This window comes from Shewanella sp. CG12_big_fil_rev_8_21_14_0_65_47_15, assembly GCF_002783505.1.
Taxonomy (GTDB): domain Bacteria; phylum Pseudomonadota; class Gammaproteobacteria; order Enterobacterales; family Shewanellaceae; genus Shewanella.
In genome coordinates, this window is record NZ_PFGL01000062.1 from 24,365 (window position 1) to 47,380 (window position 23,016).

Consider the following 23,016-nt stretch of genomic DNA (forward strand, 5'->3'; position numbering starts at 1 on the left):
TAAGCTATCCCTATTCGAGACATCCTTACTCAAGCTATCCACAGCGTGATTAGGTATGATTGCTGCTAGAGTGGCATATATAGCGGTGGATATAGTGCAGTGGAATATAGTGCGGTGGGAACATAATGTGGTGCAATCTGAAGAGGTGACTATATGTTGTTGACATCTTCCCCGGCGGCAGTGCCCTATACCTTGTCACGCCGTGAATGGGGTTATGTCGGTGAGTTTCGCGCTATGGCGAGTCCCTGCGAACTCCTTATTGCCTCCGATGAGCCACACATTGCCGATAAAATGCTCGAGATGGCGGTCACTGAGGTGCGCCGAATAGAACAAAAATACAGCCGTTTCATCACCAACAATTATCTATGGGAATTGAATCAGGCCCGAGGCCAGAGGCAAGCGATAGACGAAGAAACCTTGCAGCTATTATCTTTTGCACAACAATGCTTTGATTTGAGTGAAGGGCTGTTTGATATTTCGGCCGGACCTTTGATGCAGCTGTGGCGTTTTGAGCCCAATGCCACTCTCCCCGCACACCAAGATATTATCAGCGCTAAAGCTCTAGTGGGGTTTGAACGCATCGAATTTAATTCCCATGGGTTAACTATGCCCGCCGGAATGCAGCTCGATTTTGGCGGTATTGCAAAGGAATACGCCGTCGATAGCGTCGCTTACCATTTAGCGGATCGCTATCCAGAGATATCGGTATTAGTCAATTTTGGAGGGGATATTGCTTGCCCAATACCCAAAGCGACACCGTGGCAGGTGGGCATCGAAGATCCACAGCATCTTGACCATGCGGCGAAAGTCCTTGCCATCAGTCAGGGGGCGCTGGCGACGAGTGGGGATACTCGGCGTTTCATTGAGGTCGATGGTCGGCGTTATGGCCATATTGTCGATCCACGCACTGGCTATCCTGTCGTCGGTGCACCACGTTCGGTCACTGTACTTGGGCCCAATTGCGTCACGGCGGGCATGCTCGCCACTATGGCCATGTTACAGGGGACGAGTGCCGAGATATTTTTAGAGCAACAGTCTGTTCAATATAGTATTTTTCGATAAGGCATCATTAATGCGTATTATGTTAGTGGAAGACAATGAGTTGCTGGCCCAGGGCATTTGTTTAAGTCTCGCCAAGCTGGGTATGCAGGTTGATCACTTAAACAGCTATCAGCAGGCATTAGTGGGCATCAAAAATGAAAGTTTTAGTGCCATAGTGCTAGATCTGGGCTTGCCCGATGGTAACGGTAAAGAGCTACTCAAAGCCTGGCGTCAGCAGGGCGTGTCCATTCCAACCATAGTGCTGACCGCCAATACCGATTTTGACACTAAGCTCGAATGTTTAGACATAGGCGCCGATGATTATCTTGGTAAACCCTTCGATGTGCGTGAGCTAGCCGCACGCATTCGTGCCATCGTTAGACGTCAGCATGGTCTGGATCATAATAGCTTGATTATTGGCGCACTTTGTATCGATTTAACGAGCCGCGAAGTCACCTTTCGCGATCAAAATGTGCTCCTTTCTCGGCGTGAATTTCAATTGCTGCTCGAGCTTGCCCAGTCTGCAGGGCGTGTATTGACCCGTAGCCAGTTGGAGCAGTTGACCTACGGTTGGGACGAGGTGGGGAGTAATTCGATAGAAGTTCATATCCATCATCTGCGTAAAAAGCTCGCAAATGATTTAATTAAGACAGTACGTGGCATAGGTTATACCTTGATTGAGTTGAATTAGTCTGGTGCTCGATTAAATTAACCCGAGGATTTGAGTGACAAACCCTGCGTTTATCGGTATTTAGTAACATACCTAAACGACGGGGATATCCGATTGAATCGATTAAAGGGTCTGGACTTGTATTCATTACGTTTGTTGCTCACGCTGTTGATGCTCTCGGGGATCTCCGTGTCGGTAGGCATTTCTAGCTGGCTCAGTACCCGGGACTCCAGGCATCAAATTGAAGAACTATTCGATGCGCAAATGTTACAAACGGCTAAAATACTTGAACTTTTTTATCAGAATGAGGCCGACCTTTCGAGACCAAACCGTGGGCCACAAATTCTCCATGTGCCCGATAGTCAAGTCAGCACCTTCGCCGAGAAAGCCGATGCCTTGAAACTGGCCTATGAGCATAAACTCGCTTTTCAGATCTGGAGTGAGTCAGGGCAAGCCATAGTGTTATCCGATAATATCGGTCGCCAGCCCATCACTGAGCTGGTGCAGGGCTACCATAAAAAAATGTTTGAGGGGGAGCTTTGGCATGTCTTTAGCTTTTTTTCGATTAAAAATCGGGTGTGGATTGTTACAGCCCAGCAGGATGAAGTGCGCCAAGAATTAGTGTCGCAGATAATGCATAATGCCGTCGTCGTGCCATTAATTGTTGTACCACTGACCCTCATCATAGTGAGTTTGTTGTTTTATATCCTCTTTCGACCACTGAAAGAGTTTGAGCGGGAACTGATCCAGAGAACGCCAAACGATTTGACCCCCTTGACTATGCCATTGCCAAAGGAATTAGTCCCTGTGCGCCGTGCGCTTAATCAGTATATTACCAGTATTGCACGCTTTATTGCCCGGGAGCGGCGTTTTAGTGCCGATGCGGCCCATGAATTGAAAACCCCACTGTCAGTGATTAAGTTACATCAACATGGTTTAGCGACATTAGTGGGAGATGATCCGCAGTTGCATATTCACTTGGCTGCGATCGATGCGGGCGTGGTACATATGAGTCATACCGTTGAACAGCTATTGGTACTGGCGCGGGTGGATTCTATCGATGAACTGAATGTACAATCCTATGCGCTCTTGCCCATGGTGGAAGATGCGCTGAATCAGTTAATGCCACAAATCACTGATTATCAATGGGATATTAATATAGACTCCCATTTATATTTAAAGTGTGACCGATTTTATTTGCTCCTAGTGTTGAAGAATATTATCGAAAATGCGTGTAAATACAGTCCAATCGAATCTGAAATCCAGATATCGGCGCACTCGGTCACCTCGGGCGTGGAGATCTGTATTAGCGATCAAGGGCAGGGAATGACACCTGAGCAAATAGCCAGCGCCACCGAGCGGTTTTATCGTGTGAATGAAAATGAAGGCGTTGGGGCAGGACTTGGGCTTTCTATCTGCCACCATATTATTGAACTGCATCAGGGACACTTACAGCTCCAGCCTCGTCAACAAGGGGGATTAATAGTTTCAATTTTTCTACCGCAGTAGTCGTGGTCACCGTCGTTGTGGTTCAATATGAGGCGGGGTGATGCTGGATTTGGCTTGCTCCTTTTAGCCAGTGCGGGTCTATGGGTTTAGCCCATCAAATATCTCAATTTATCCCATAAATACCTTCGCGAATTTTTGGCTATCACCTAAGATTATTAGCAGCGATCCATTTGCTAAAGAGATTGATTTTATTTCTATATTGAGATCTTGACGGCATGCTCCCAGCGGTTGTTGCTTTTAAAGATCCAACTGGCATGACAAAACTCACTTGTTATTCTTTATGGTTATAACTATATTACTAAATAGTATTGTTCAAAGGGAGTTAACTGCATCTTTATTTATGAGTTTTTTTCTCCTTCTGATATCTTTCGCGATATGTAACAGCATGTTTTTTTTCGCCCAAAAACAGAGGTGAAAATAATTCACTGTATACAGAAAAAACATTGATTTCTTAGTTTATTTTTAGGTTACCTATCCTATGGTTAGCTTGTTGCGTTGCCAATCGTCCAAACCTTATTCGTCACTTCTTTGCTCACTGGCACTAGGCGTAGCTTTTGCTCTGTCTGGTGCAGTGGTTGCTGAAGAGACAAAACCTGCTGAGAACAAACCTGTCACGACACCTGTGGTCACGCCGCCGAAAGTGGCGACTCAGCCCGCGACTAAAAATCAAGTGAGATTCACTAAAACGGGCACTTTTGACGGTGACTCTGTGGTGAAACTTGCTCGAAAATTAGCGGCTAAGCCCTATTCGACATTGAAGGACCCCTTGCCGGCGGGCCTTGCCAAGTTGACCTATGATGAGTATCGCGATATTCGATTTAACCCGACTGCGTCTATTTGGCGTGATCAAGGTTTGCCGTTTCAAATGCAGATGTTTCACCGCGGATTTTATTTTCAAGATTTGATCGAAATTGCCATTGTAGAAGGCAATCAAGCGACTCACTTAGCCTATGAGCCTAAGTATTTCACCGCCGGTGAAGTCATTACCCAGGCCTTGCCAAATGACGACATAGGTTATTCAGGTTTCCGTATTCATAACCAATTAAATACCAATGGTATTTTTGATGAGTTGATGGTGTTCCAAGGGGCGAGTTATTTCCGCGCTTTGGGGAAAGGGAATGCCTATGGTCTATCGGCCAGAGGCTTGGCACTGAAAACGGCCGATCCTGAAGGGGAAGAATTTCCTATCTTCCGTGCATTCTGGGTGGAACGTCCTTATTACGATAGCAACTTGGTTGTCGTCCATGCACTTTTAGATAGCCCAAGTGTGGCAGGGGCTTACCGTTTCTCCGTGCGTCCTGGTGATAACACGCAAATCGACGTCGAAGCAACACTGTTTCCGCGGGTTGAGTTAAGCAAAGTCGGTTTAGCACCTAGCACTAGTATGTTTTTACATTCATTGAATGGCCGTCACGACACCGATGATTTTAGACCCGAAGTGCATGACTCGGACGGTTTACTGATGTTTAACGGCCGCGGTGAGCACCTATGGCGTCCATTGGCAAATCCTCGCCAATTACAGGTGAGCGCATTTGCCGACAACTCGCCACAAGGCTTTGGTTTGATCCAACGTGAGCGTAGCTACTCCTCTTATCAGGACTTAGAAGCCACCTATGAGCGCCGCCCAAGTTTGTGGATTGAGCCCGTGGGTAATTGGGGCCAAGGTGCGGTAGTGCTTACTGAAATTCCAACAGAATCAGAAATTCATGATAATATCGTCAGCTTCTGGAAACCGCGTCAACCTATTCCTGCTGGAAGCGAATATCACTTTGCTTACCGCATGAGTTGGGGCGATGAACCAGTTGCGAAAGCCCATGCTGTTGTGGTGAGTCGTACTGCGAGTGGCCGTGCCGATATCGCTAAGGCGACCCCAAGACGATTATTTGTTGTGGATTACCATGTCAACGGTGCTATGCCAGATGAGTTACCCCTTGCTAAGGTGGAAGCTTCTGGCGGCGTGATTTCTAACGTGGTTATCGCCCGTAATGCAGCTAATAACGGCTATCGCCTCGCGTTTGAGTTAGAGCCTGAAGATAAAGATCTTATCGAATTACGTGCTGAACTCAAGTTCCCAACACCGCGTCAGGTTGAAACCTGGCTCTATCGCTGGACGCTTTAAGGTCCATGACGGAGCAATAAAATATGACTGTTTCCGAGAATTCGCTGCTCGAGGCTGAAGTGCTCGTGGGGGGCAGCGCCATGCCAAATGAAAGGCCTGGCGCTATGGAGCCCCAAAGCTTAAGCAAAATGCCAGAGGGTTTCCCTCGTCGAAGCACTGTGGCTAATGGCGTTCGTTCAAGCACCTCTAGACGCTTTTTTGTCGTGGGTGGGGCGTTACTGCTTTCTGCATTTGCTATCTATGAAATGGGTGCAGTATTCAGCATAGGGGGGATCACCCCGCTGGAATATTTAATGCTGGTGTTATTTGCAATCAACTTCTGCTGGATTGCATTAGCCTTCTGTAGCGGGATTGCCGGTTTTTTAATCCTAATGCGAAAACCTAAGGCCAAAGCGCTTGAGGTCACAGAGTTACATACTCGCACCGCGATTTTAATGCCGACTTATAACGAATCACCGGACCGCGTATTCTCCGCCGTGTCAGTGATGGCCGAGGCTTTGTCGCAAACGGGTCATGGCCATGCCTTCGATTGGTTTATCTTAAGTGATACAACCGATCCCGAAATTGCCCTGTTAGAAGAGCAGGCTTTTTTGGTGCTGCGCCAGGAAACCCATAAGCATTCCCGTGTGTATTACCGTCGTCGCCGTAAAAACGTGGCACGTAAAGCGGGTAACGTGGCGGATTTCTGCCGTCGTTGGGGGTCGCGTTACGATCACTTATTAGTGCTCGATGCGGACAGCTTAATGGAGTCCTCAACCATAACCGGACTTGCCCAGCGTATGCAGGCCGATCCCGATGCTGGGCTTATCCAGACCATACCTTCGCTGATTAATGGCACGACCTTAATGGCGCGTCTGCAGCAGTTTGCGGCGCGTATTTATGGTCCCGTCATTGGCACTGGTTTAGGTTGGTGGGTGCAAAAAGAGGGTAACTTCTGGGGACATAATGCCATTATCCGTACCGAAGCGTTTATGAGTGCGGCCGGATTACCTAACCTGAAGGGTAAACCGCCTTTTGGGGGGCATATCATGAGCCATGACTTCGTCGAGGCTGCATTGATACGTCGTGCCGGTTGGAGTGTGGTGATTGCCTATGACTTACCGGGCTCATACGAAGAATGTCCGCCATCGATTATCGATTTAGCGGTGCGCGATCGCCGTTGGTGCCAAGGAAATTTACAGCATTCGCGTATCCTACCGACCAAAGGCTTGCACTGGGTGAGCCGTCTTCATTTAATGACGGGCATTATGGCGTATTTATCTTCGCCCTTTTGGTTACTGCTGATTTTAACGGGCTTAATGCTCGCCCTGCAGGCGCATTTTATCCGGCCCGAGTATTTTACCGATCAATTCTCGCTGTTCCCAACATGGCCCATCATGGACTCGGATAGGGCACTGAGATTGTTCTACATCACTATGGGGGTATTGTTTGGGCCGAAGATTTTTGGCGTCCTGCTATTACTGAAGGATGGTGCATTTGCCCGTAGTGTGGGTGGTCGCATTAAAGCCATCTTCAGTGTGATTTTTGAGGTCATACTCTCGGCGTTAATCGCACCTATCATGATGTTTATCCATTGTGGTGCCGTGATGTCGATTCTGATGGGGCGGGATAGTGGTTGGTCGCCACAGCGCCGTGATGATGGCAGTATGCCTTGGCTTACGCTGATATATCGTCATCGTTGGCATATGCTGGCGGGGGTGATGTTAGGTTATGCGGCCATTTTGGATTCGTTAACTTTGTTAGCTTGGATGAGTCCAGCACTGATTGGTTTATGGTTTGCTGTGCCCATTTCGGCGTGGACAGGTTCGGTAAAGATTGGTGAAGTCTTTAAGCGTGCGGGGATCCTCGCAACGCCTGAGGAGCGTAGTCCTGCGGCGATTTGTTTGCAGGCCCAAGATGCCCGAGCAGCTTATCAAGGACATATTTCACAGCCTTGGACATTAGCGCAACTCCTAAAGGATACTGCTTTGATGGAATTGCACTTAGCCATGGTGGATAAGCAACCCCTGCGTGCTGCGGGTACGCCGATAGAGCCCGTTGAGGCTATTGTGCATGTGAAAGTGCATGAGGCACAGTGTCAACAAAGCGCGTTGTCATTATTCAATCGTCAAGAAATGGCATTGATTCTGGCCAATCCACTTATGCTGCGCAGTTTGCAGAAATTGCCGGAGCAGTTTGTGGCAGAAGATTTAGTGTCTTTCTGCTAACGCTGAGGTTAGCACTGAGTTGATGCCGTGCTGCAAGCCTAGATTTCATCAAGCTTGCGCCTAGCTCATGTTAAATGCCACCGATAGGGTGGCATTTTTTTATCTATTTAATTGATCTGCTGTTATGCGAGTAAAATCCCGATTCTGGTGCATAGTTTGACTATAGTGATAGGGAATAGTGGCACTAATGTCATGCGTCAGCAGGGAGATGTATATGATGCCTGTGAATGGATTAACGCCGTGTAGACCTGCGCCATCTTTGCACTTTAGGGATATAGTGCCGCATATATTGTGTTTATCTTTGTTTTTTATCTATACGCCAGCTTGCGCTCATGCGGCGACAGAAGCGGTGATGGGACCGACTTCCCAGGAAATCAATTCGCCTCTTAATCCATTGCAGCAATATCCACTGTTAGTCGAACAGACACTGCTGTTGGATTTGGCGGGGGTTAGCCCAGTATTTAGTGCTAATTATCGAACACTCTCCCAGTGGCAGGCGGTTCTATTTGACCCTGACCAAGTGGGGCTTTCCCACGCACAGCAAGATGCAGAGCTGTTGCGGATGCAAGAGCAAATCTCTACCTACTGGCATTTTATTGCAACGACAGCGAATAAAACGTCATCGGCTGAAGAAGACCCAGTTGTAGAAATACCTGTGGTAGAAGCCCCTTTTATAGAAACCCCTGTTACAGAAACTCCGGTTAATGACCCGCGTTATGTTGCAGTGTTAAACAAAATTAGCCAATTGGTACAGCTTGAGGATAAGGGCGCTTGGGAACCTTTAGTGCTGGAGGAGAAACTGACCTTAGGCCAAGCCAGCCCAATAGTGAATACCTTAGCTCAACGCCTCTGGTTATTGGGAGACTCACCCACGGAGTTAAGTGTACCAACTGAGGCGAATGAAGGGCAAATTTATACCGAAGAGCTTATGCAGCTTATCCAGCGATTTCAGCGGCGCCATGGTTTAGAGGCCGATGGTGTGGTTGGCAAACAGACGCTGTTTTGGCTTAACCAATCCCCCTATAAACGTGCACAGTTACTGGCTAAAAATGAAGTTAGCCAGAGGGTCTTTAGCCAAACACTCTCACCGAGTTACCTGCTTATCAATGTGCCCGCATTTGAAATGAAATTAGTCGTGCAGGGGGAACTCGCTTTACGTTCTAAGGTGATTGTCGGTAAGCCATCCCGGCAAACCCCTATTTTAGATAGTCAAATTTCCAACGTAGTGCTCAACCCTAATTGGCGCGTGCCTCGCAGTATCCTGCGACGGGATATATTGCCGCACATTCGAAAAGATGGCCATTATCTCTCTGAACGTGGGTTTGATGTTTACAATGTCGAGGGTCAACGAGTGCACCATTCCCCGGAGGAGTGGCAAGCACTGGCATCCTCCCATTTTCCGTTCAAGCTAGTACAGCGTCCAGGGCCGAGGAATGCATTAGGTAAGTACAAATTTCATTTTGAAAATGATTTCAGCGTGTACTTACATGGTACTTCTGAGCCAAGTCTCTTTAAAAAGGCTGATAGGGCATTATCATCTGGTTGTATTCGTGTTGAAAGGGTCGATGAATTGGCCTTGTGGTTTAAGGCGCATCTTATTAAAGATACCGCTTTATGGGACAGATTAGCGCCAGTTGTTACTCAGCCGCAATGGTTCGCCTTATCTGACAAATTGCCAGTGCACCTCGTTTACTGGACTGCATGGCTTGATGACCAAGGGCTAGCACAATACCGTAATGATATTTATCATCTGGAGGCTGAATTAACCAATGCTGTGCCCGCGGTTATTTTTTATCAGCCTTAAGCACTTGAACTTTTTAGCCATTTACAGATCTGAATTTTAGATAGCCGTTCAATACTTGATCTGAGCGCCGATTCAGTATAATTTGCCTTTTCAGTGTCCAAAAATCGAACAAATGGTGATGATGTGACGTTAATGTGTCCTGCCCGTAGGCAGTTGTTGTTAGGCCTGAGTGGTGTGGCATTGTGTTCCTTAATCCCTTCAAAAGCCATCGCGAGCCGATCCACACAGGGGATCCGCGAGTTAAGTCTCTATAATCGGCATACTGGCGAACGTAATGACGGCAGCTATTGGGTCGATGGTCAGTATCAAAGTGAAGTGCTCGCGGATTTTAGCCATTTACTACGCGATCATAGGCAAAATGTTGCTGCGCCCATGGATAAGCGTTTATTCGATTTACTCTATACGCTGCGAAGTACTTTGAATGTTGATGATGAAATCCATGTGATCTCTGGCTACCGTTCGCCTAAAACGAATGCAATGTTGGCAAATAAGAGCGGTGGTGTCGCTAAGAAGAGTTACCATATGCGCGGTATGGCCATGGATATTGCAATCCCGAGTGTGAATTTGAAAACCCTCAGGGATGCAGCCTTATCACTCAAATTGGGTGGAGTGGGGTACTATCCTAAGTCGGGGTTTGTACATGTTGATTGTGGTCCTGTGAGGCACTGGTAGTCGAGCCAATTTGCCGCAGAATGTGTTGATAAAAAGCCTGCTCTAGGGCCTGTACTTCAACGAGATAATGCCTAAGGAGGGGCAAAAATTGCTGACCGAGTTTGTTCATTTCCCTGTGTTGTTGCCAATCACAGATCAACTGATTTAAACACTGTGAAAATTGAAATTGTCGTTGTCTTTGACACTCGATATCAGTTGACTCTGTTGTTTGCATCAGTTGGATCAAGCTATGATTTTTCTGTTGAGTGCAAGCCAACAACTCCAATAACGTTAATTCAATAGTCGTTTGCTGATAGGGAACGGTTTCGATAAGGGACACGAGTTCGCGGGCTAACTGGCATGAAAGTCGATTTTCTAGTTGTAATAAATACAGCGCGTGACGCATGTTGAAGGGCATTGTTAACGAAATTTGCCCGAGCTTAGCAGGCTTCTTTTAGTGCAATTGTGATCAATGTCTCGTGTTTTTTGTTTGCGATCAAAGCCGTTTCTCAGCTGTAACAGCCAAGATACAAGTCCCCCAATTCAGTCAATTTTCTTTGGAACTCATAACGGTACCGGACCATGTTCAATGGCGTTCTCGCTGTAGTATTCTTGTGTGTGTTGTGCAACTGTGTTAGTATGCGCGCGCTTTATATGAGTCATCATTGGTCGAAAATGATGACAACTTTTACTCTAAATTTAAGTGAGAAACACATGTCTTACACTATCCAAGCACAAACCCGCACTGAAATAGGGAAAGGTTCGAGCCGCCGCCTACGCCATGCTGGTAAAGTTCCTGCTGTTATTTATGGCCAAGGCAAAGAGCCAGTTTCTATTGTTTTTGATCACAAAGACATCATTAACATCCAAGCTAACGAAGACTTCTACACTTCTGTAGTCACTATCGTTTTAGACGGTAAGGAAGTGGGTGTTCGTGCACAAGCTATGCAGCGCCACGTGTTCAAGCCAATCATCGAACACGTTGACTTCGTTTACGCTTAATTGTCGTAATTGAAGCAAAAAAGCGCCTTTAGGGCGCTTTTTTTGTGTTCGTCATTTACTGTGAGCCGATAACAAACTTGGCCGATGCAATATTATCGACCAGAACTACTTGATATTAAAGTTATAATAGATATCGAGGGATTGACCTAAGGTTCCTGAGACGGTTTCAAGATAGAGCTGGGATAACAGGTAATATCTTACTGTCATCTCATAGCCAGGGTTAAACACACCCACACCGTATTTCACCATAAGTTTTTCGCCAATAAAGCCACTAATGGCGACGCGTCCTTCATCGTTTGTATCTAGCTGGACGTTTGAGAAGCCAAATTCTTCGATAATGCCGGTGGCAGTGCTGCCGATATTATTAATGGCACCGCCGCCACCGACCTGTGAACTTAACCCTAACGCAGCACCCATCATTAGGGAGTTGTTTTGCTCGTTATTGGTATTGTTAAACCCGCTGCCCTTAATAATGTAAGACAAGATCTCGGCTTGCTCTTTGGCAGGATTAGAAAAAAGTGTCACGACGGGGCGTGCCGGTGTTCCTGTGACTCGCACACCCGCAACCAGATCTTCGCTCTTAATTTCTCGAATCGCTTCAATGTTCAGGTTAGGCACTGAGGTTGGACCGACAAATTGGACTTCCCCAGTCCGAATTTTGAGAGTTTGCCCCATAAATTTATAATTACCTTCTTTGACCTTAATATCACCAAATAGCAATGGTGGCCGAAACGCCTGTTGTTGCAACTTAAGGGTGCCTTGCAGCTTGCCTTTAAGCCCCATACCATCGACTCTCAGATTGCTCCCCACGTTAATATTCAGATCGGCCACTATCGCATAGGGACTGGCCTTAGGCTGTGTTGCGGCGATAGAGTCATCGAATATCACATCATCGGACAGGGCGACACCGCCTTCGGCAAGTTGTACGATCTTGATATTACCCGATGGAATATCGACCACGCCTTTCAGCTCAAGCTGCTGATTGTTAAAGGCGAGAGTGACATCGGGGGACACATCGAGTAGTGCCAATGGGGGTTGGATCACCGCAAGCTTGTCACCTTTGATCGCCAGTTCACCGCTAAATTGCCCCTGTGGCCAACGTAGATCCCCTGTGACTCTCCCTAAACCATCTCCCATCATCCAGCGGCCCTTAAGTTCGGCTTGTTGCCCACCGAGGGTCATAGACATATCGATTTTATTGATTAAGGTCGGGTTAGCGGTAAGGGCAAAGGCACCCTGCGTCAGGGCAATATTGCCTGACACTGCAGGATCATTGAGTGTACCTGCAAAGTTTAACTTACTGGTAAATAAGCCCTCAACGGTATTCAACTGTGGGAAAAATTCGCCAAGTGGCTGTAAATTAATCTGTTTTATATTGGCATAGCCCGAAAGTGCACGATCCGGCGTTACATTGACAGTGATTTCACTCTGCCAGCTTGCCACCCCTTCAGATTCAAAATTGATTGAAGATACGAGCCGTTTAGCATCTAAGGTGGAATGTAGAGAAAGTGTCTGATAGTTAACGGTGACCTCACGGTTTTTGGCCCGTTTAAGCTTGAGACTGCCGGGACTGAAATCCAAGGTAAGATCGGCGGTGGGTTTACGGCCAGCGGCCCAAACGAGGTTCGCGAGGAGGCTAGCATTACCATCCCAATGCATATTGCTCGGTAAAATAGGTATGAGGAGCTTACCTGGATTGCCGGCATAACTGACCTGTGCATCACCCGTGTTGCCGAGCACGATTTGGTTATTCAAGCAGAACTGGCTATTTGGGGTGACGAGACAGAAGGGCGTGATATTGCCTTTATGCTTGTTGTGATCCCAACTCAGGTTGATATGTTTATCTAACTGCCAAAGGCCGAGCGGGGTGGCAAGGTTGAGTCGATTGATTTCAGTGTGCAACTGAGATTTTTTCTGATCGTAATGGTTGGCGATGCTGAGTTCGAGGCCGAGATCGCCATTGGCATTGAGTGTTAGCTTCTGATCTTGAATGTTTCCCTTACTGCCAAGGGTGACAGTATCGAGGGCCTGTGAGCCAAGATGGAATGCCTTTGACTTGAGGGAGAAGGCAAATTCGTGCTCATCTAAGGGTTTGTAATAGGCTTTGAGGATCGATTCCCGTAGTTTGATGTTTTGATAGATCAGATCCGCTAGCTGTGCACTTAATTCAACCTGTGGGTGTTTCGCATCACCGGTGACATTGATGTTAGCCTGCAACTGGCCACTGGCCTGGGGTAACCAGAGGCTAAAATCGGGAACCTGTAATTCGCCTTCTAGATCCCAGCGGGTATTGGCTTGCCCTTTTAAATTCAGGGTCGAGCCAAGCACTTGGGCATTCAGTCCATTCGCACTGACATGCAGAGCATCGTTGACACTGACATCTCCCGAGATATCAAATGGATAGCCCTGCATCGTACCGGTTAGCACTGTATCGGTTAGTGCAACTTGCCAATGGGAATTATCGAATTTACCCGTGGTCTGTAATTTCCCCGAGATCAGGCTGTCTGGCAATGGGGTCGTCGCTGCGGTCGCGGTATCAGTTTCACTTGTTTTATCCGCGGTCTGTGTGGATGGCAGGTTTAATTCTTGAAGCTTGATGCTATCGAGAATCACCTTGGCTTTCCATGCGAACGCTTCGGCGTAATCGAGTTCACCTTCGATATTCAGCGTGCCGATCTCACCCTTGGCCTTGAATTGTTTGACTAAGAGTGTGGTATCCCTATGAAGCAGTTCAGTTTCAATTGCCAGCACTTTATGGAAGGGGGTGAGCACATTGCCGCTGACTTTCGCCTCCTGAGTTTCAAGGGTACCTTGGGTGTCGATGCTAAGGTTATCGACTGAATACTCTGCCTGTTGAAGTGGCCATTGCAGCCTTGCTTGCTGCAGCCTTGCCTTGTATGGCATCGAGGGATCTTTCAGGGTAATTTGACCCTCTAAGGTAAAATCGGCATCACCCTTAGCTAAGGCATTAATCCGCAATTGTCCTAGGCTATCGTTTAAGGTCAGGCTCAACTGTTGCCGAGTGAGCTCGGGTAATTCTGGAAGCTGGTTGAGCGTGAAATCCGCGTTGAGTGACAGAGGGTAATCTTTCTCGAGTGCGAGTGTGCCTAGGATATCGGCCTTACCACTCGTATGTTCGAGCACTAAATGATCTAAGGTCAATTGATATTGACGGAAACTTCCCTGCAGTTCGGCATGACTAAAATGGTCCTTACGCTCACCCATTTGCAACAAGGTATTGTCTAAAATCAGGCTATTAACCGTCACAGGAAACGGCATAAACACTTGGGGTAGGTGTGCCATTGCCCATTCATCCACGGGCGATGTAGGAGATGCTCCCTGGGGAGATTGAACATTGCCCGTTGGCGCATTCGCGGTTGTGGTCGTTTCTGTACTAAGGGGAATAAAGACTAAGAGTCCCTCGCTCTTGAGCTGTTTGACGTTCAGTCCTTCTGTAAACCAAGTGGCTGCGGTATCAATCTGGTTGGCGCTAAAACGCATATCATCGACTTCAACATTGATAGCATTGAGCTGTGCCATATCGAGGGTGATGTCAAATGGTAATACGAGTTCGGTATTCGCTTCGGGCGGATCTTCTAATACTGGCTCAGGTGCATTCCCGGCAGAGAGTTGTTCGGTATCAATTTTTACATCAACTTTATTTGCTGTGAGGGCGTTAACACACAGCTGTGTTTGTAATAAACAGATGGGCTGCCAAGCGAGGTGCAGATCCTCAAGCTCAACTTTTATGCCATCCATAGACCAAGCGGCATGGGATAAGGTCAGTTCTTTATTGAGTGAGCCCGATGTATAGCTGAGGTCGAGATCCGGTACAAATTGGCTAGCTAAGCCGACACTAATGCGCGATCCAATTTCAGTGCCTAGCAGCAGTGCTAAAAGCACTAATAGGGTTAATGGCACATAAATCAGAATACGGGTTAAGAGCTTAAACGTGCGCCAGAGGCGCTGTGCAATGGATGGTGCTTTGCTCACAGCCGCTGCAACGGGTGTGCCCACAGACATGCTATCCGATGGAATATTTGTATTATCATGGGGTCCTTGGGGCTGACTCATAGTTCTGTCCCCATGGTTAAGTGAATACGCCAAGAGCGGTCGATGGTGTCAGTCTCTTTCAATCCTACCCCTAAATCTAACTTAATTGGCCCAATGGGGGAGATCCAATGAATACCGCCCCCGACGGAGACTACCGGCTCAAATTGATTATTGTCGAAGGCATTACCCGCATCGACAAAGGTTGCGACCCGCCATGTTGGGGTGACATAGTATTGATATTCCAAACTTCCGACCATTAAATAGCGACCACCTATCACTTCACGATTGATGTTGCCATCGGTGTCCACAAAGTCCAGATAGGGCCCGAGTTCTTGATAGCCATAGCCCCGGATAGTTTGGTCGCCCCCGGTAAAATAACGCAAAGAAGGGGGAACAAAGGCAAGTTCATTTTCATTGACTAGGTTAGCGCCTAAATCGATACGGGCGACTAATCTGTGATTATCGAAGAAGGTATCAATCCATTTGAACTTCGCCTGTAATCTGGCTAAACGTATGTCCGAACCTAAATAGGGATCGGCATAATCCATACTGTATACTTGCCTAAAACCCGACTTAGGATCGAGGGAATTATCGCTCCGTGTGGTTTTAGAGAAGTTGATGCCAGTCAAATACAAACTGGGGCTATAATCGATATCCGACTGGGTATATTCCTCACGAATGGCATCGAGTGAGTAGCTCATTAACCATTGATTATCCAATCTTTGTTGACGAAGTAATCCGAGTTGATATTTAGTGGATTCGAGTTGGCCAGTATTGCGAAAATCCCTATCCTTTGGCTCATAAACTTGGGTCACACCGTATTTATCCCGCAGCAACCCTAAGCGAATTTTCAACTGATCGTCCAGTGGATGGGTGAGCGGAATAGTATAAGTCGTTAAAAACTTGGGCCTTTCAGGTGACCACTCTAGACTGGTTTCCTGAGAGTGGCCGTATTTGTTGACCTGGGGTGTACGCCAAGTCACCCGTACTCTAGGATCGAAGGCTTTATCTGTGCTTTGTCCTATGTCCGCCCCTAGACCCAGTTCAATTGAATGGCTGGCTTTTGGCGTTAGCTCCACTTTTACGGGTAACTGGTTATCCTTAGCCTGATCTATCTGCGGCAGCACTTTGATATTGGCAAAATACCCAGTATCTAATAGCTGCCGATTAAGGGCACTGACGCGGCGGGTCGAATAGGCGGCATGCTCTTTAAACGGCACTAGCTTAGTGAGAATATCCGGCTCTAGGGTGTGGCCATCAAAGCTGACTTGACCAAAGTGATAACGCTCGCCCGAGTCGAAATGCAGGCTAATTTGGGCAGTATTTACATCCCGATTGATCTTAATTTGCGATTGGGTGAACTCTCCATCGAAATAACCACGGGCGAGGGCGAGAGTGACCAGTTGGGATTTTAACTCCGAATAACTACCGTGATTTAAGGTATCGCCGGGTTTGATCTTGACTTGGGATAACCAGGTATCGAAAGCGCTATCCGTCAGCATCTCCCCGGAGAAGTTAATGTCAACCCATTGAATTTTAATGGGTTCACCCGCAGTAACTATGAGCTTGAGTTCCCAAGGCCCCTTGTCGTTTTCAATCAATTTTTCTTCGACTTCGCCGTGGTAATAACCCATGGACTCTAAAGCGGTACTGACATTGTCTTCAACGTTGAATAAAAAGGCACGGCGCTGCACCTCGGAATCGGGCAAATTACCTAAATGGGCGAGAATATTGCGCTGTAAAGACTCATCGACGCCTGTGACCGAAAGCGTTAAAAAATTGTCGGCGGCCACAGTCACTGACGTGACTAAACTCAGGCCAACAAGCAAATTGAAACGAAAAGAAAATGACGTGATTTGCAAGAATAGCTGCACTTTATGATCCCTGTGATGTGGCATCATTGTCGCCAGAATAAAAGCAACAGGCAAGGAGATGATTGAAATTAGTCATTGAAATGGTTACAAAGGACGCTACTGTTTAAGGGGATGTAAATAATGAAAATAAAATTAGCCACCTTTAGTTTAATAATCTCGAGTGCACTTTTTATGTCGCAACACACCTACGCCAATGAAAAACCCTTTGCCATTGCTATCCATGGTGGTGCTGGCACGATTTCTAAAGCTAACCTGACCCCCGAGCTGCGCCAAGCCTATAAAGACAAACTCAAGGAAGCCGTCGATAAGGGCTCTAAGGTATTAGAGCAGGGTGGGGATAGCCTAGTGGCGGTACAAACGGCAATCAATGTCTTAGAAAACAGCCCATTATTTAATGCGGGTGTGGGCGCTGTGTATACCTATGATGGTGGTCACGAGTTAGACGCATCGATTATGGACGGTAAAACCATGAATGCCGGCGCCGTCGCCGGGGTTCGCCATATCGCTAACCCTATCGATTTAGCCCTCGCTGTGATGAATAAGTCTGAACATGTGATGTTGTCGGGCGTGGGGGCGGAGGAGTTTGCCTTAACCCAAGGTTTTACCTTAGTCCCTAACAGCCATTTCGATAGCGATGCCCGCTACCAGCAATTGCTCGATGCCCGGCAGAAACTGCAGGCGGCAGAAAAATCAGCCCAAATTGCCGGCATTGAGATGAAGGACCTCGATTATAAATTCGGTACTGTTGGCGCAGTCGCCTTAGATAAAAATGGTAATTTAGCCGCGGGAACCTCGACCGGCGGTATGACGGCAAAACGCTTTGGCCGTATCGGTGACTCGCCTGTGATTGGCGCGGGCACCTACGCCGAAAATGGCGTGTGTGCGGTGTCAGCAACGGGGCATGGCGAGTTTTTTATTCGCTACCAAGTGGCGGGGGATATCTGTGCCAAGGTGAAGTACCAGCAAAAATCGATTATTCAGGCGGCCGATGAAGTGATCAATCAACGTTTGATCACAGCGGGCGGCTCGGGTGGCGTGATTGCGGTCGATCATAGAGGCAACATTGCCACGCCATTTAATACCGAAGGTATGTACCGCGCGACTCGCAGTAATGGCGAACCGGCCCAAGTGTTGATCTGGCAAGATCAATAACGGAAAAATATCGCGCTTATTGCGCCGATCCTTAAGCTGAAAAAGCGAGCACAATTGGCATTGTGCTCGCTTTTTATCCTTAGGCTGGGGTTAAACTCATTATTTCAATGCCGCTGGGACGATAGGGTAGTGATCCCAGACTTGACCATCGGTCATTGAGCGCACCAGCTTGATGTATTCGGCATGGGTCCAGGCGAGCGGCGTGGCCGAGTTGGTGCCTTGTCCGAGTTGGTAATGGTAGCGAGTAGCATCGCCGACACCGTCCCACGCTTGCTCGGGTAACATCATGCCCGCATTCGCAAAGGTTTCCATGCCCTGCACATAGGTGTTGATCAACTGCTGTTTAGTTTGCTGGGCGTTATTGCCTGTTAGTTCACCTTTCGCTTGGGCGAGTGCTAGCTCAAAATGACCGCGCTCACCGGTGAAGAAGGGCCAGACTCGGCCACGTTGATTGGCGCTGTTGCTGCCCGACTCCGCATAGTTATTGCCAGAAACCGTATCCTCACCGTAACCGTCGTTGCCATAACGTCTAAAGCCGGGGATAGTGCTGCCATCTTTGGCGGAGAACTCGTATTTTATGCGTAGGTTGTGCTCAAGCTCAGTGTTATCAATCAGTTGAAGGCTTTGATTGATCAGCTTATCGGTTGCACCGCGCACGCCATAACGCACTAGTTCTAAAAATCCGCCATCGAGGATCTGACGTTGATCTAAACCTTGCTTACCATTATTCGCCGCCAGCGTATCGCCAGTGTTTGGCTCGCCATTCGGGCTCAAACGTAAATAGTAAGGTGCGCTGACGCCAGCGCTGTTCTTCAATAGCCCTTGAGTGGTGACTAAGTGTTTTTCTAAGCTGTCACTTAGGCCTTTGGCGGCGGCAAGATAACGGCTACTGGAGTCGATATCCTTGGCTTCTTTGGCTATTTCACTCGCGGCAACAAGGCCGGCAATCACTGCGGCCGTTGTCGAGGGGGAGTAACCCGCTTGTTCTTCCCAACGTTCTTGCTGGGTTTTAGGCGGGGTGATTTGGGTGTGATTCCAATCCAGATTGACCTCACCGCCGCTGATCAAAAAGTCTGCTGCACCTTTGAGCATCTCTCGATACCAGTAACCGATCTCATCAGGGGTGAGTACGCCCGCTTGCCAGAGTTTCCAGCCGAGCATGATAGGCATGGCAGTTTGATCGAGCTGCACGCCAACCCATTCAATTTGGCCATCCACATGGGTCTTTTGCAGGAACCAACCCGGCGTACCCGTAAAGCCGGGCGTCTTTTCGGTCACTTGCACTTTTTTCAGGTATTCGAAGGCCACCTTGGGCGTTTGCGTGTCACCCATGGCGAGGAATGCCATGGCACATTGATAAAAGTCGCGCGGCCATACCGCTTTATAGCCAGTACTCGGCACGGCTGCCGAAACCGTATCGCCCCAAGGATTAGAAAGTGAAGCGATAAGTGCGCCCGCATAGGTTTTATCTTCCTGCGCTTTCAAGACCATAGCACTGGTATACAGCAGCTTACCGCTATCTGTGGTGTTGTTGGCCATGTTAGCGATGGTGGGCAGTGAGCTTAAGTAATCGTGCCAGCCGACGTGGGTGGCGTCGCCTTTGTAGGCGCTGAGCACAGCATCATAACCTGCGGCTAAGGTGGCATCGGCATTGGCTAAACTTTGGGTTTCATCTTTACCAAAACCGATGGCGAGATTAACAGTGACGGGTTTGGCTTTGATAAGCGTAGGGTAGCTCGCGGTAAAGGCGATATTACCGACGGTCGATTTATCCTGTGCACTGGTCGTTTGATAGGGCGTATCGAGTCTGCCGTTATCGGCCAAATCGGCTAGGCCATCGGAGACGCCGACAAAGCCAGTCGTTGCCTGCACAAAATTCAGATCGGATTTTACCGTCATCACGCTGCTGTCTTTGGCGGCGGTATAGGCCACCAGCGCCTGATTATTAGCATGAGTGTCGATGCGGCCGATATCATTGGCGCCCGCGTTGTCGATATGCGGATTGACATACAAATGCGGCGTAATGCCGTCTTCAAAGGCGGTAAAAGTGACGCGCATCATTAGGGTGTCGCGGTCGGGATCGGTAAAGATATGCTTTTCAATCTGATACTTACCTTCAACATCTTTATTGATAATTTTATAGGCAAGGGATTGCGGGCGACCGTTAGCATCCGTATCTAAATATTCTATGCTGCTGATGGTGTTATCTTTTTCGGTATCGACAAAACCATTTCCCGTGATCACAAATTGCAGTTCTTTGAGCTGCGCATTGTGAATAAGGCCATACATGGTTTCGGTTAAAATACCTTGGGCGAGGGAGAACCAGACGCGACTAACGGGGTTTTGCGCCGAATCTTGATATTGGCCTTGGGTGTAAGGCTCGTAAGACGTCCCAATACCGGTTTTACCCGAAAATGCCCAAGTCGGCGCTTTACCCGGTGCGCCGGGGGCTATCGACTGGGACAGGGAGTCAATTTCATTCGATGTCGAAGCGGTTGATAAAGTCGATGGGACAGGAGAACAAGCCGCTAATCCAAGGCTGCAGATAACACTGGCTGCCATCGCCAACACTAAGGGTTTGATACGCAAATGGGACAAAGTGCTGTTCTTGCGCTTGTGTCCTTGCGATGTTGAGTTTACGGGCATGTTAATTCTCCCCAAATCAGAGTGATATATTGTTATTTGTCGTTAAGTCTGATGATTTATGTCGGTTGATTTTGCTCGACAAACAGCACTGCGATACCGGCACACATCATAAGCACACCGCCAGTGATCAGGGCATAAATGGGCTGGTTATCAAATAAGGTATTGAGAATTAAGCCTAAAACGCTTGCGGCCAATAACTGCGGGATCACGATGAAGAAGTTAAAAATCCCCATATAAACGCCCATTTTCTGTGGGGGTAACATGCCAGACAGCATGGCATAGGGTACAGATAAAATGGACGCCCATGCGATACCCACACCTATCATAGGCAGCCATAACAGGCTTGGGTCTTTAATAAAGAAGAAGCTAATCAAGCCTATACCGCCACAGAACATATTGACTGTGTGGGTCAGTTTGATGCCAATACGCTTAGCCAACATAGGAATAAATATCGCCGCAATGGCGGCAAAACCATTGTAGGAGGCGAACAGCACGCCGACCCAATCTGCGCCGTCGTTATAGGCCTTAGACAACACATCGCTGCTGCCAAAATGGTAGGACGTCACGGCAGACGTGGTGTAAATCCACATGGCAAACAGCGCGAACCAAGAGAAAAATTGCACGATAGCCAATTGATGCATGGCTTTGGGCATATGGAATAAGTCATCGACCACGCTAAATATCATGCCGAGTTTATGGCGTTCAGCGGGGTGTGAATTGCCCAAACGCAGCGCGCAATACAGTTGCAATGGGCCAAAGGCGAAAATTCCTAAGCTTAAGATATACAATTGTTTATCTAAATCCTGCGCCCAAATAGCGAAGGTGAGCATGGCGCCGAGACCCATCCACACGAAGGACGCAAATTGATATTTTTTGGCGCTGCGGATACGGGCTAAGGTTTCATCCTCGGCATCGATTTGTTTAGCATTAAAGGCGGCAAGCTCTTCGGGGGAATATTCCCTTGTCGATACGACAGTCCAAGTGACCGCGAGCAATAACACTGCGCCACCGAAATAGAAGGCATAACGCACTGAGTCGGCAATCTCGCCCGCTGGTGCAGTATTAGCGACATCCAAAAAGTGAGTCAAAATATAGGGTAAAGCTGATGCAACCACAGCGCCAATGCCGATGAAAAAGCTTTGCATAGCATAGCCTTGGGTACGCTGGCTTTTCGGTAAATTGTCACCGACGAAGGCGCGAAATGGCTCCATGGCGATGTTGATCGAGGCATCCATGATCCATAACATGCCCGCAGCAATCCATAGGGTAGGCGAGTGCGGCATGATAAAAATGGCGAGAGTGGTAAAAATCGCACCAATCAAAAAATAAGGGCGGCGGCGGCCAAGGCGTCCCCAGGTTTTATCACTCAAATAACCAATAATAGGTTGAACCAACAAACCCGTTAGCGGCGCGGCAATCCACAGTATGGGGATTTCGTCGATAGATGCGCCTAAGGTTTGGAAAATGCGACTGACGTTGGCATTTTGCAGGGCAAAACCAAATTGAATGCCTAAAAAGCCGAAGCACATATTAAAAATTTGCCAGAAATTCAGCTCAGGTTGTGGCTTGAATGAATGCGGCGCCTGAGGCACGACAGCTTGATGGCTATCTTGTTGATTAGCTTGTTGATGATTAGCCTGTTGATGATTCGAAGACATTGAACTTCCTTTCTGTTGCCGGCAGTATTTCTGCCTTGAGTGCTTATTGTTTTAATTGTTTTGCCGAGCAATGGATGGTTTCGCACAGGTTATGAACGTGTCTGCTCTGTGAAAAAATGGCGAATATACCTCTCCCTCAGAAGCATATTCGCCGATAAATTCATTTCACATTTGGACTTAACACCTTAATTAAAACGAGTCAGTCCAAAAGAGTGGCTCAAAGCCAGTCAGCAGAAAGAACTTAAGTCTGATAGCAATCCTTGTATTCACCCTATCAGAAACGACCTCACGCATTTCAAACCCCACAAGCAGAGGGTGAAACGAGCGGATTTATAGTAGCCTTGCCTTGGTTTTAGGTACAACCGCTTACATACGTATTCATCATGACGTGGCATCCTTTGGATAACGCTATCTTAACTTATTTTCTACAGAAAATTGGGTGTGAAACTCTGGATAATATGGTTGAAGTTGGTTTTAAAGAGATCATAGTGGCATTGATGTTCGGCTTTTGAGGCGCTTGTTGACAACTTAGCCCCTGGTCCCTTGGCTTCGACCACAAAATATTCCAGCACGGTACCATCAGTGACACGTAGCATGGCTTAAAGCAGTTGCTGCCAGATAAGCCCTTAT

The 23,016-nt window shown here is 47.8% G+C and carries 15 protein-coding genes; 9 read left to right on the forward strand and 6 right to left on the reverse strand.

Features of this window, described 5'->3' with window-relative positions; all coding sequences use genetic code 11:
• The first annotated feature begins 153 nt into the window (after positions 1 to 153).
• The 7 genes from COW15_RS16525 (at position 154) to COW15_RS16555 (ending at position 10,022) form a co-directional block, all read left to right on the forward strand.
• On the forward strand, positions 154 to 1,062 hold the full coding sequence (locus tag COW15_RS16525; protein ID WP_293633855.1) for an FAD:protein FMN transferase: 909 nt from the start codon (positions 154 to 156) through the stop codon (positions 1,060 to 1,062).
• 10 nt (positions 1,063 to 1,072) lie between these two features.
• On the forward strand, positions 1,073 to 1,732 hold the full coding sequence (locus COW15_RS16530) for a response regulator transcription factor (protein WP_293633857.1): 660 nt from the start codon (positions 1,073 to 1,075) through the stop codon (positions 1,730 to 1,732).
• A 93-nt stretch (positions 1,733 to 1,825) separates the two neighbouring features.
• The gene (locus COW15_RS16535; protein ID WP_293633859.1) at positions 1,826 to 3,220 is read left to right on the forward strand and encodes an ATP-binding protein; all 1,395 of its coding nucleotides are present in this window, start codon (positions 1,826 to 1,828) and stop codon (positions 3,218 to 3,220) included.
• A gap of 478 nt (positions 3,221 to 3,698) precedes the next feature.
• On the forward strand, positions 3,699 to 5,339 hold the full coding sequence (locus COW15_RS16540) for a glucan biosynthesis protein G (RefSeq protein WP_293633861.1): 1,641 nt from the start codon (positions 3,699 to 3,701) through the stop codon (positions 5,337 to 5,339).
• Positions 5,340 to 5,362: 23 nt separating this feature from the next.
• Entirely contained in the window at positions 5,363 to 7,546 is a 2,184-nt protein-coding gene (mdoH, locus tag COW15_RS16545) for a glucans biosynthesis glucosyltransferase MdoH (RefSeq protein WP_293633863.1), read from the forward strand.
• Positions 7,547 to 7,760: 214 nt separating this feature from the next.
• Positions 7,761 to 9,350, forward strand: a complete 1,590-nt coding sequence (locus COW15_RS16550; protein WP_293633865.1) for a L,D-transpeptidase family protein — start codon at positions 7,761 to 7,763, stop codon at positions 9,348 to 9,350.
• Between the two features lie 123 nt (positions 9,351 to 9,473).
• The gene (locus tag COW15_RS16555) at positions 9,474 to 10,022 is read left to right on the forward strand and encodes a DUF882 domain-containing protein (protein ID WP_293633867.1); all 549 of its coding nucleotides are present in this window, start codon (positions 9,474 to 9,476) and stop codon (positions 10,020 to 10,022) included.
• Here COW15_RS16555 and COW15_RS16560 read toward each other — a convergent pair.
• Positions 9,973 to 10,407: a hypothetical protein gene (locus tag COW15_RS16560; RefSeq protein WP_293633869.1), complete on the reverse strand. Its 435-nt coding sequence runs from the start codon at positions 10,405 to 10,407 to the stop codon at positions 9,973 to 9,975. The genes COW15_RS16555 and COW15_RS16560 overlap by 50 nt on opposite strands.
• Positions 10,408 to 10,715: 308 nt before the next feature.
• Here COW15_RS16560 and rplY point away from each other — a divergent pair, with 308 nt between their 5' ends.
• A complete protein-coding gene (gene rplY / locus COW15_RS16565) occupies positions 10,716 to 11,003 on the forward strand; it encodes a 50S ribosomal protein L25 (RefSeq protein WP_198780098.1) in 288 nt (95 codons plus the stop codon).
• Between the two features lie 105 nt (positions 11,004 to 11,108).
• On the opposite strand, the gene COW15_RS16570 is transcribed toward rplY, so the two are convergent.
• A complete protein-coding gene (locus COW15_RS16570; RefSeq protein ID WP_293633933.1) occupies positions 11,109 to 15,026 on the reverse strand; it encodes a translocation/assembly module TamB domain-containing protein in 3,918 nt (1,305 codons plus the stop codon).
• Positions 15,027 to 15,073: 47 nt separating this feature from the next.
• Entirely contained in the window at positions 15,074 to 16,930 is a 1,857-nt protein-coding gene (locus tag COW15_RS16575; RefSeq protein ID WP_293633871.1) for an autotransporter assembly complex family protein, read from the reverse strand.
• A gap of 120 nt (positions 16,931 to 17,050) precedes the next feature.
• Here COW15_RS16575 and COW15_RS16580 point away from each other — a divergent pair, with 120 nt between their 5' ends.
• Positions 17,051 to 18,082 (forward strand): isoaspartyl peptidase/L-asparaginase, encoded by a 1,032-nt coding sequence (locus tag COW15_RS16580; RefSeq protein WP_293633872.1) that lies wholly within the window; start codon positions 17,051 to 17,053, stop codon positions 18,080 to 18,082.
• Positions 18,083 to 18,181: 99 nt separating this feature from the next.
• Here the strand turns inward: COW15_RS16580 and COW15_RS16585 are convergent, their stop codons facing one another.
• The 3 genes from COW15_RS16585 to COW15_RS16595 form a co-directional block, all read right to left on the reverse strand.
• On the reverse strand, positions 18,182 to 20,644 hold the full coding sequence (locus tag COW15_RS16585; protein WP_293633935.1) for a glycoside hydrolase family 15 protein: 2,463 nt from the start codon (positions 20,642 to 20,644) through the stop codon (positions 18,182 to 18,184).
• Between the two features lie 140 nt (positions 20,645 to 20,784).
• Positions 20,785 to 22,386, reverse strand: coding sequence for an MFS transporter (locus COW15_RS16590; protein WP_293633873.1), 1,602 nt, complete (start codon positions 22,384 to 22,386; stop codon positions 20,785 to 20,787).
• A gap of 425 nt (positions 22,387 to 22,811) precedes the next feature.
• Positions 22,812 to 22,982 carry a hypothetical protein gene (locus COW15_RS16595; RefSeq protein ID WP_293633874.1) on the reverse strand — a complete coding sequence of 57 codons (171 nt, stop codon included), beginning with the start codon at positions 22,980 to 22,982 and terminating at the stop codon, positions 22,812 to 22,814.
• Between the last annotated feature and the right edge of the window lie 34 nt (positions 22,983 to 23,016).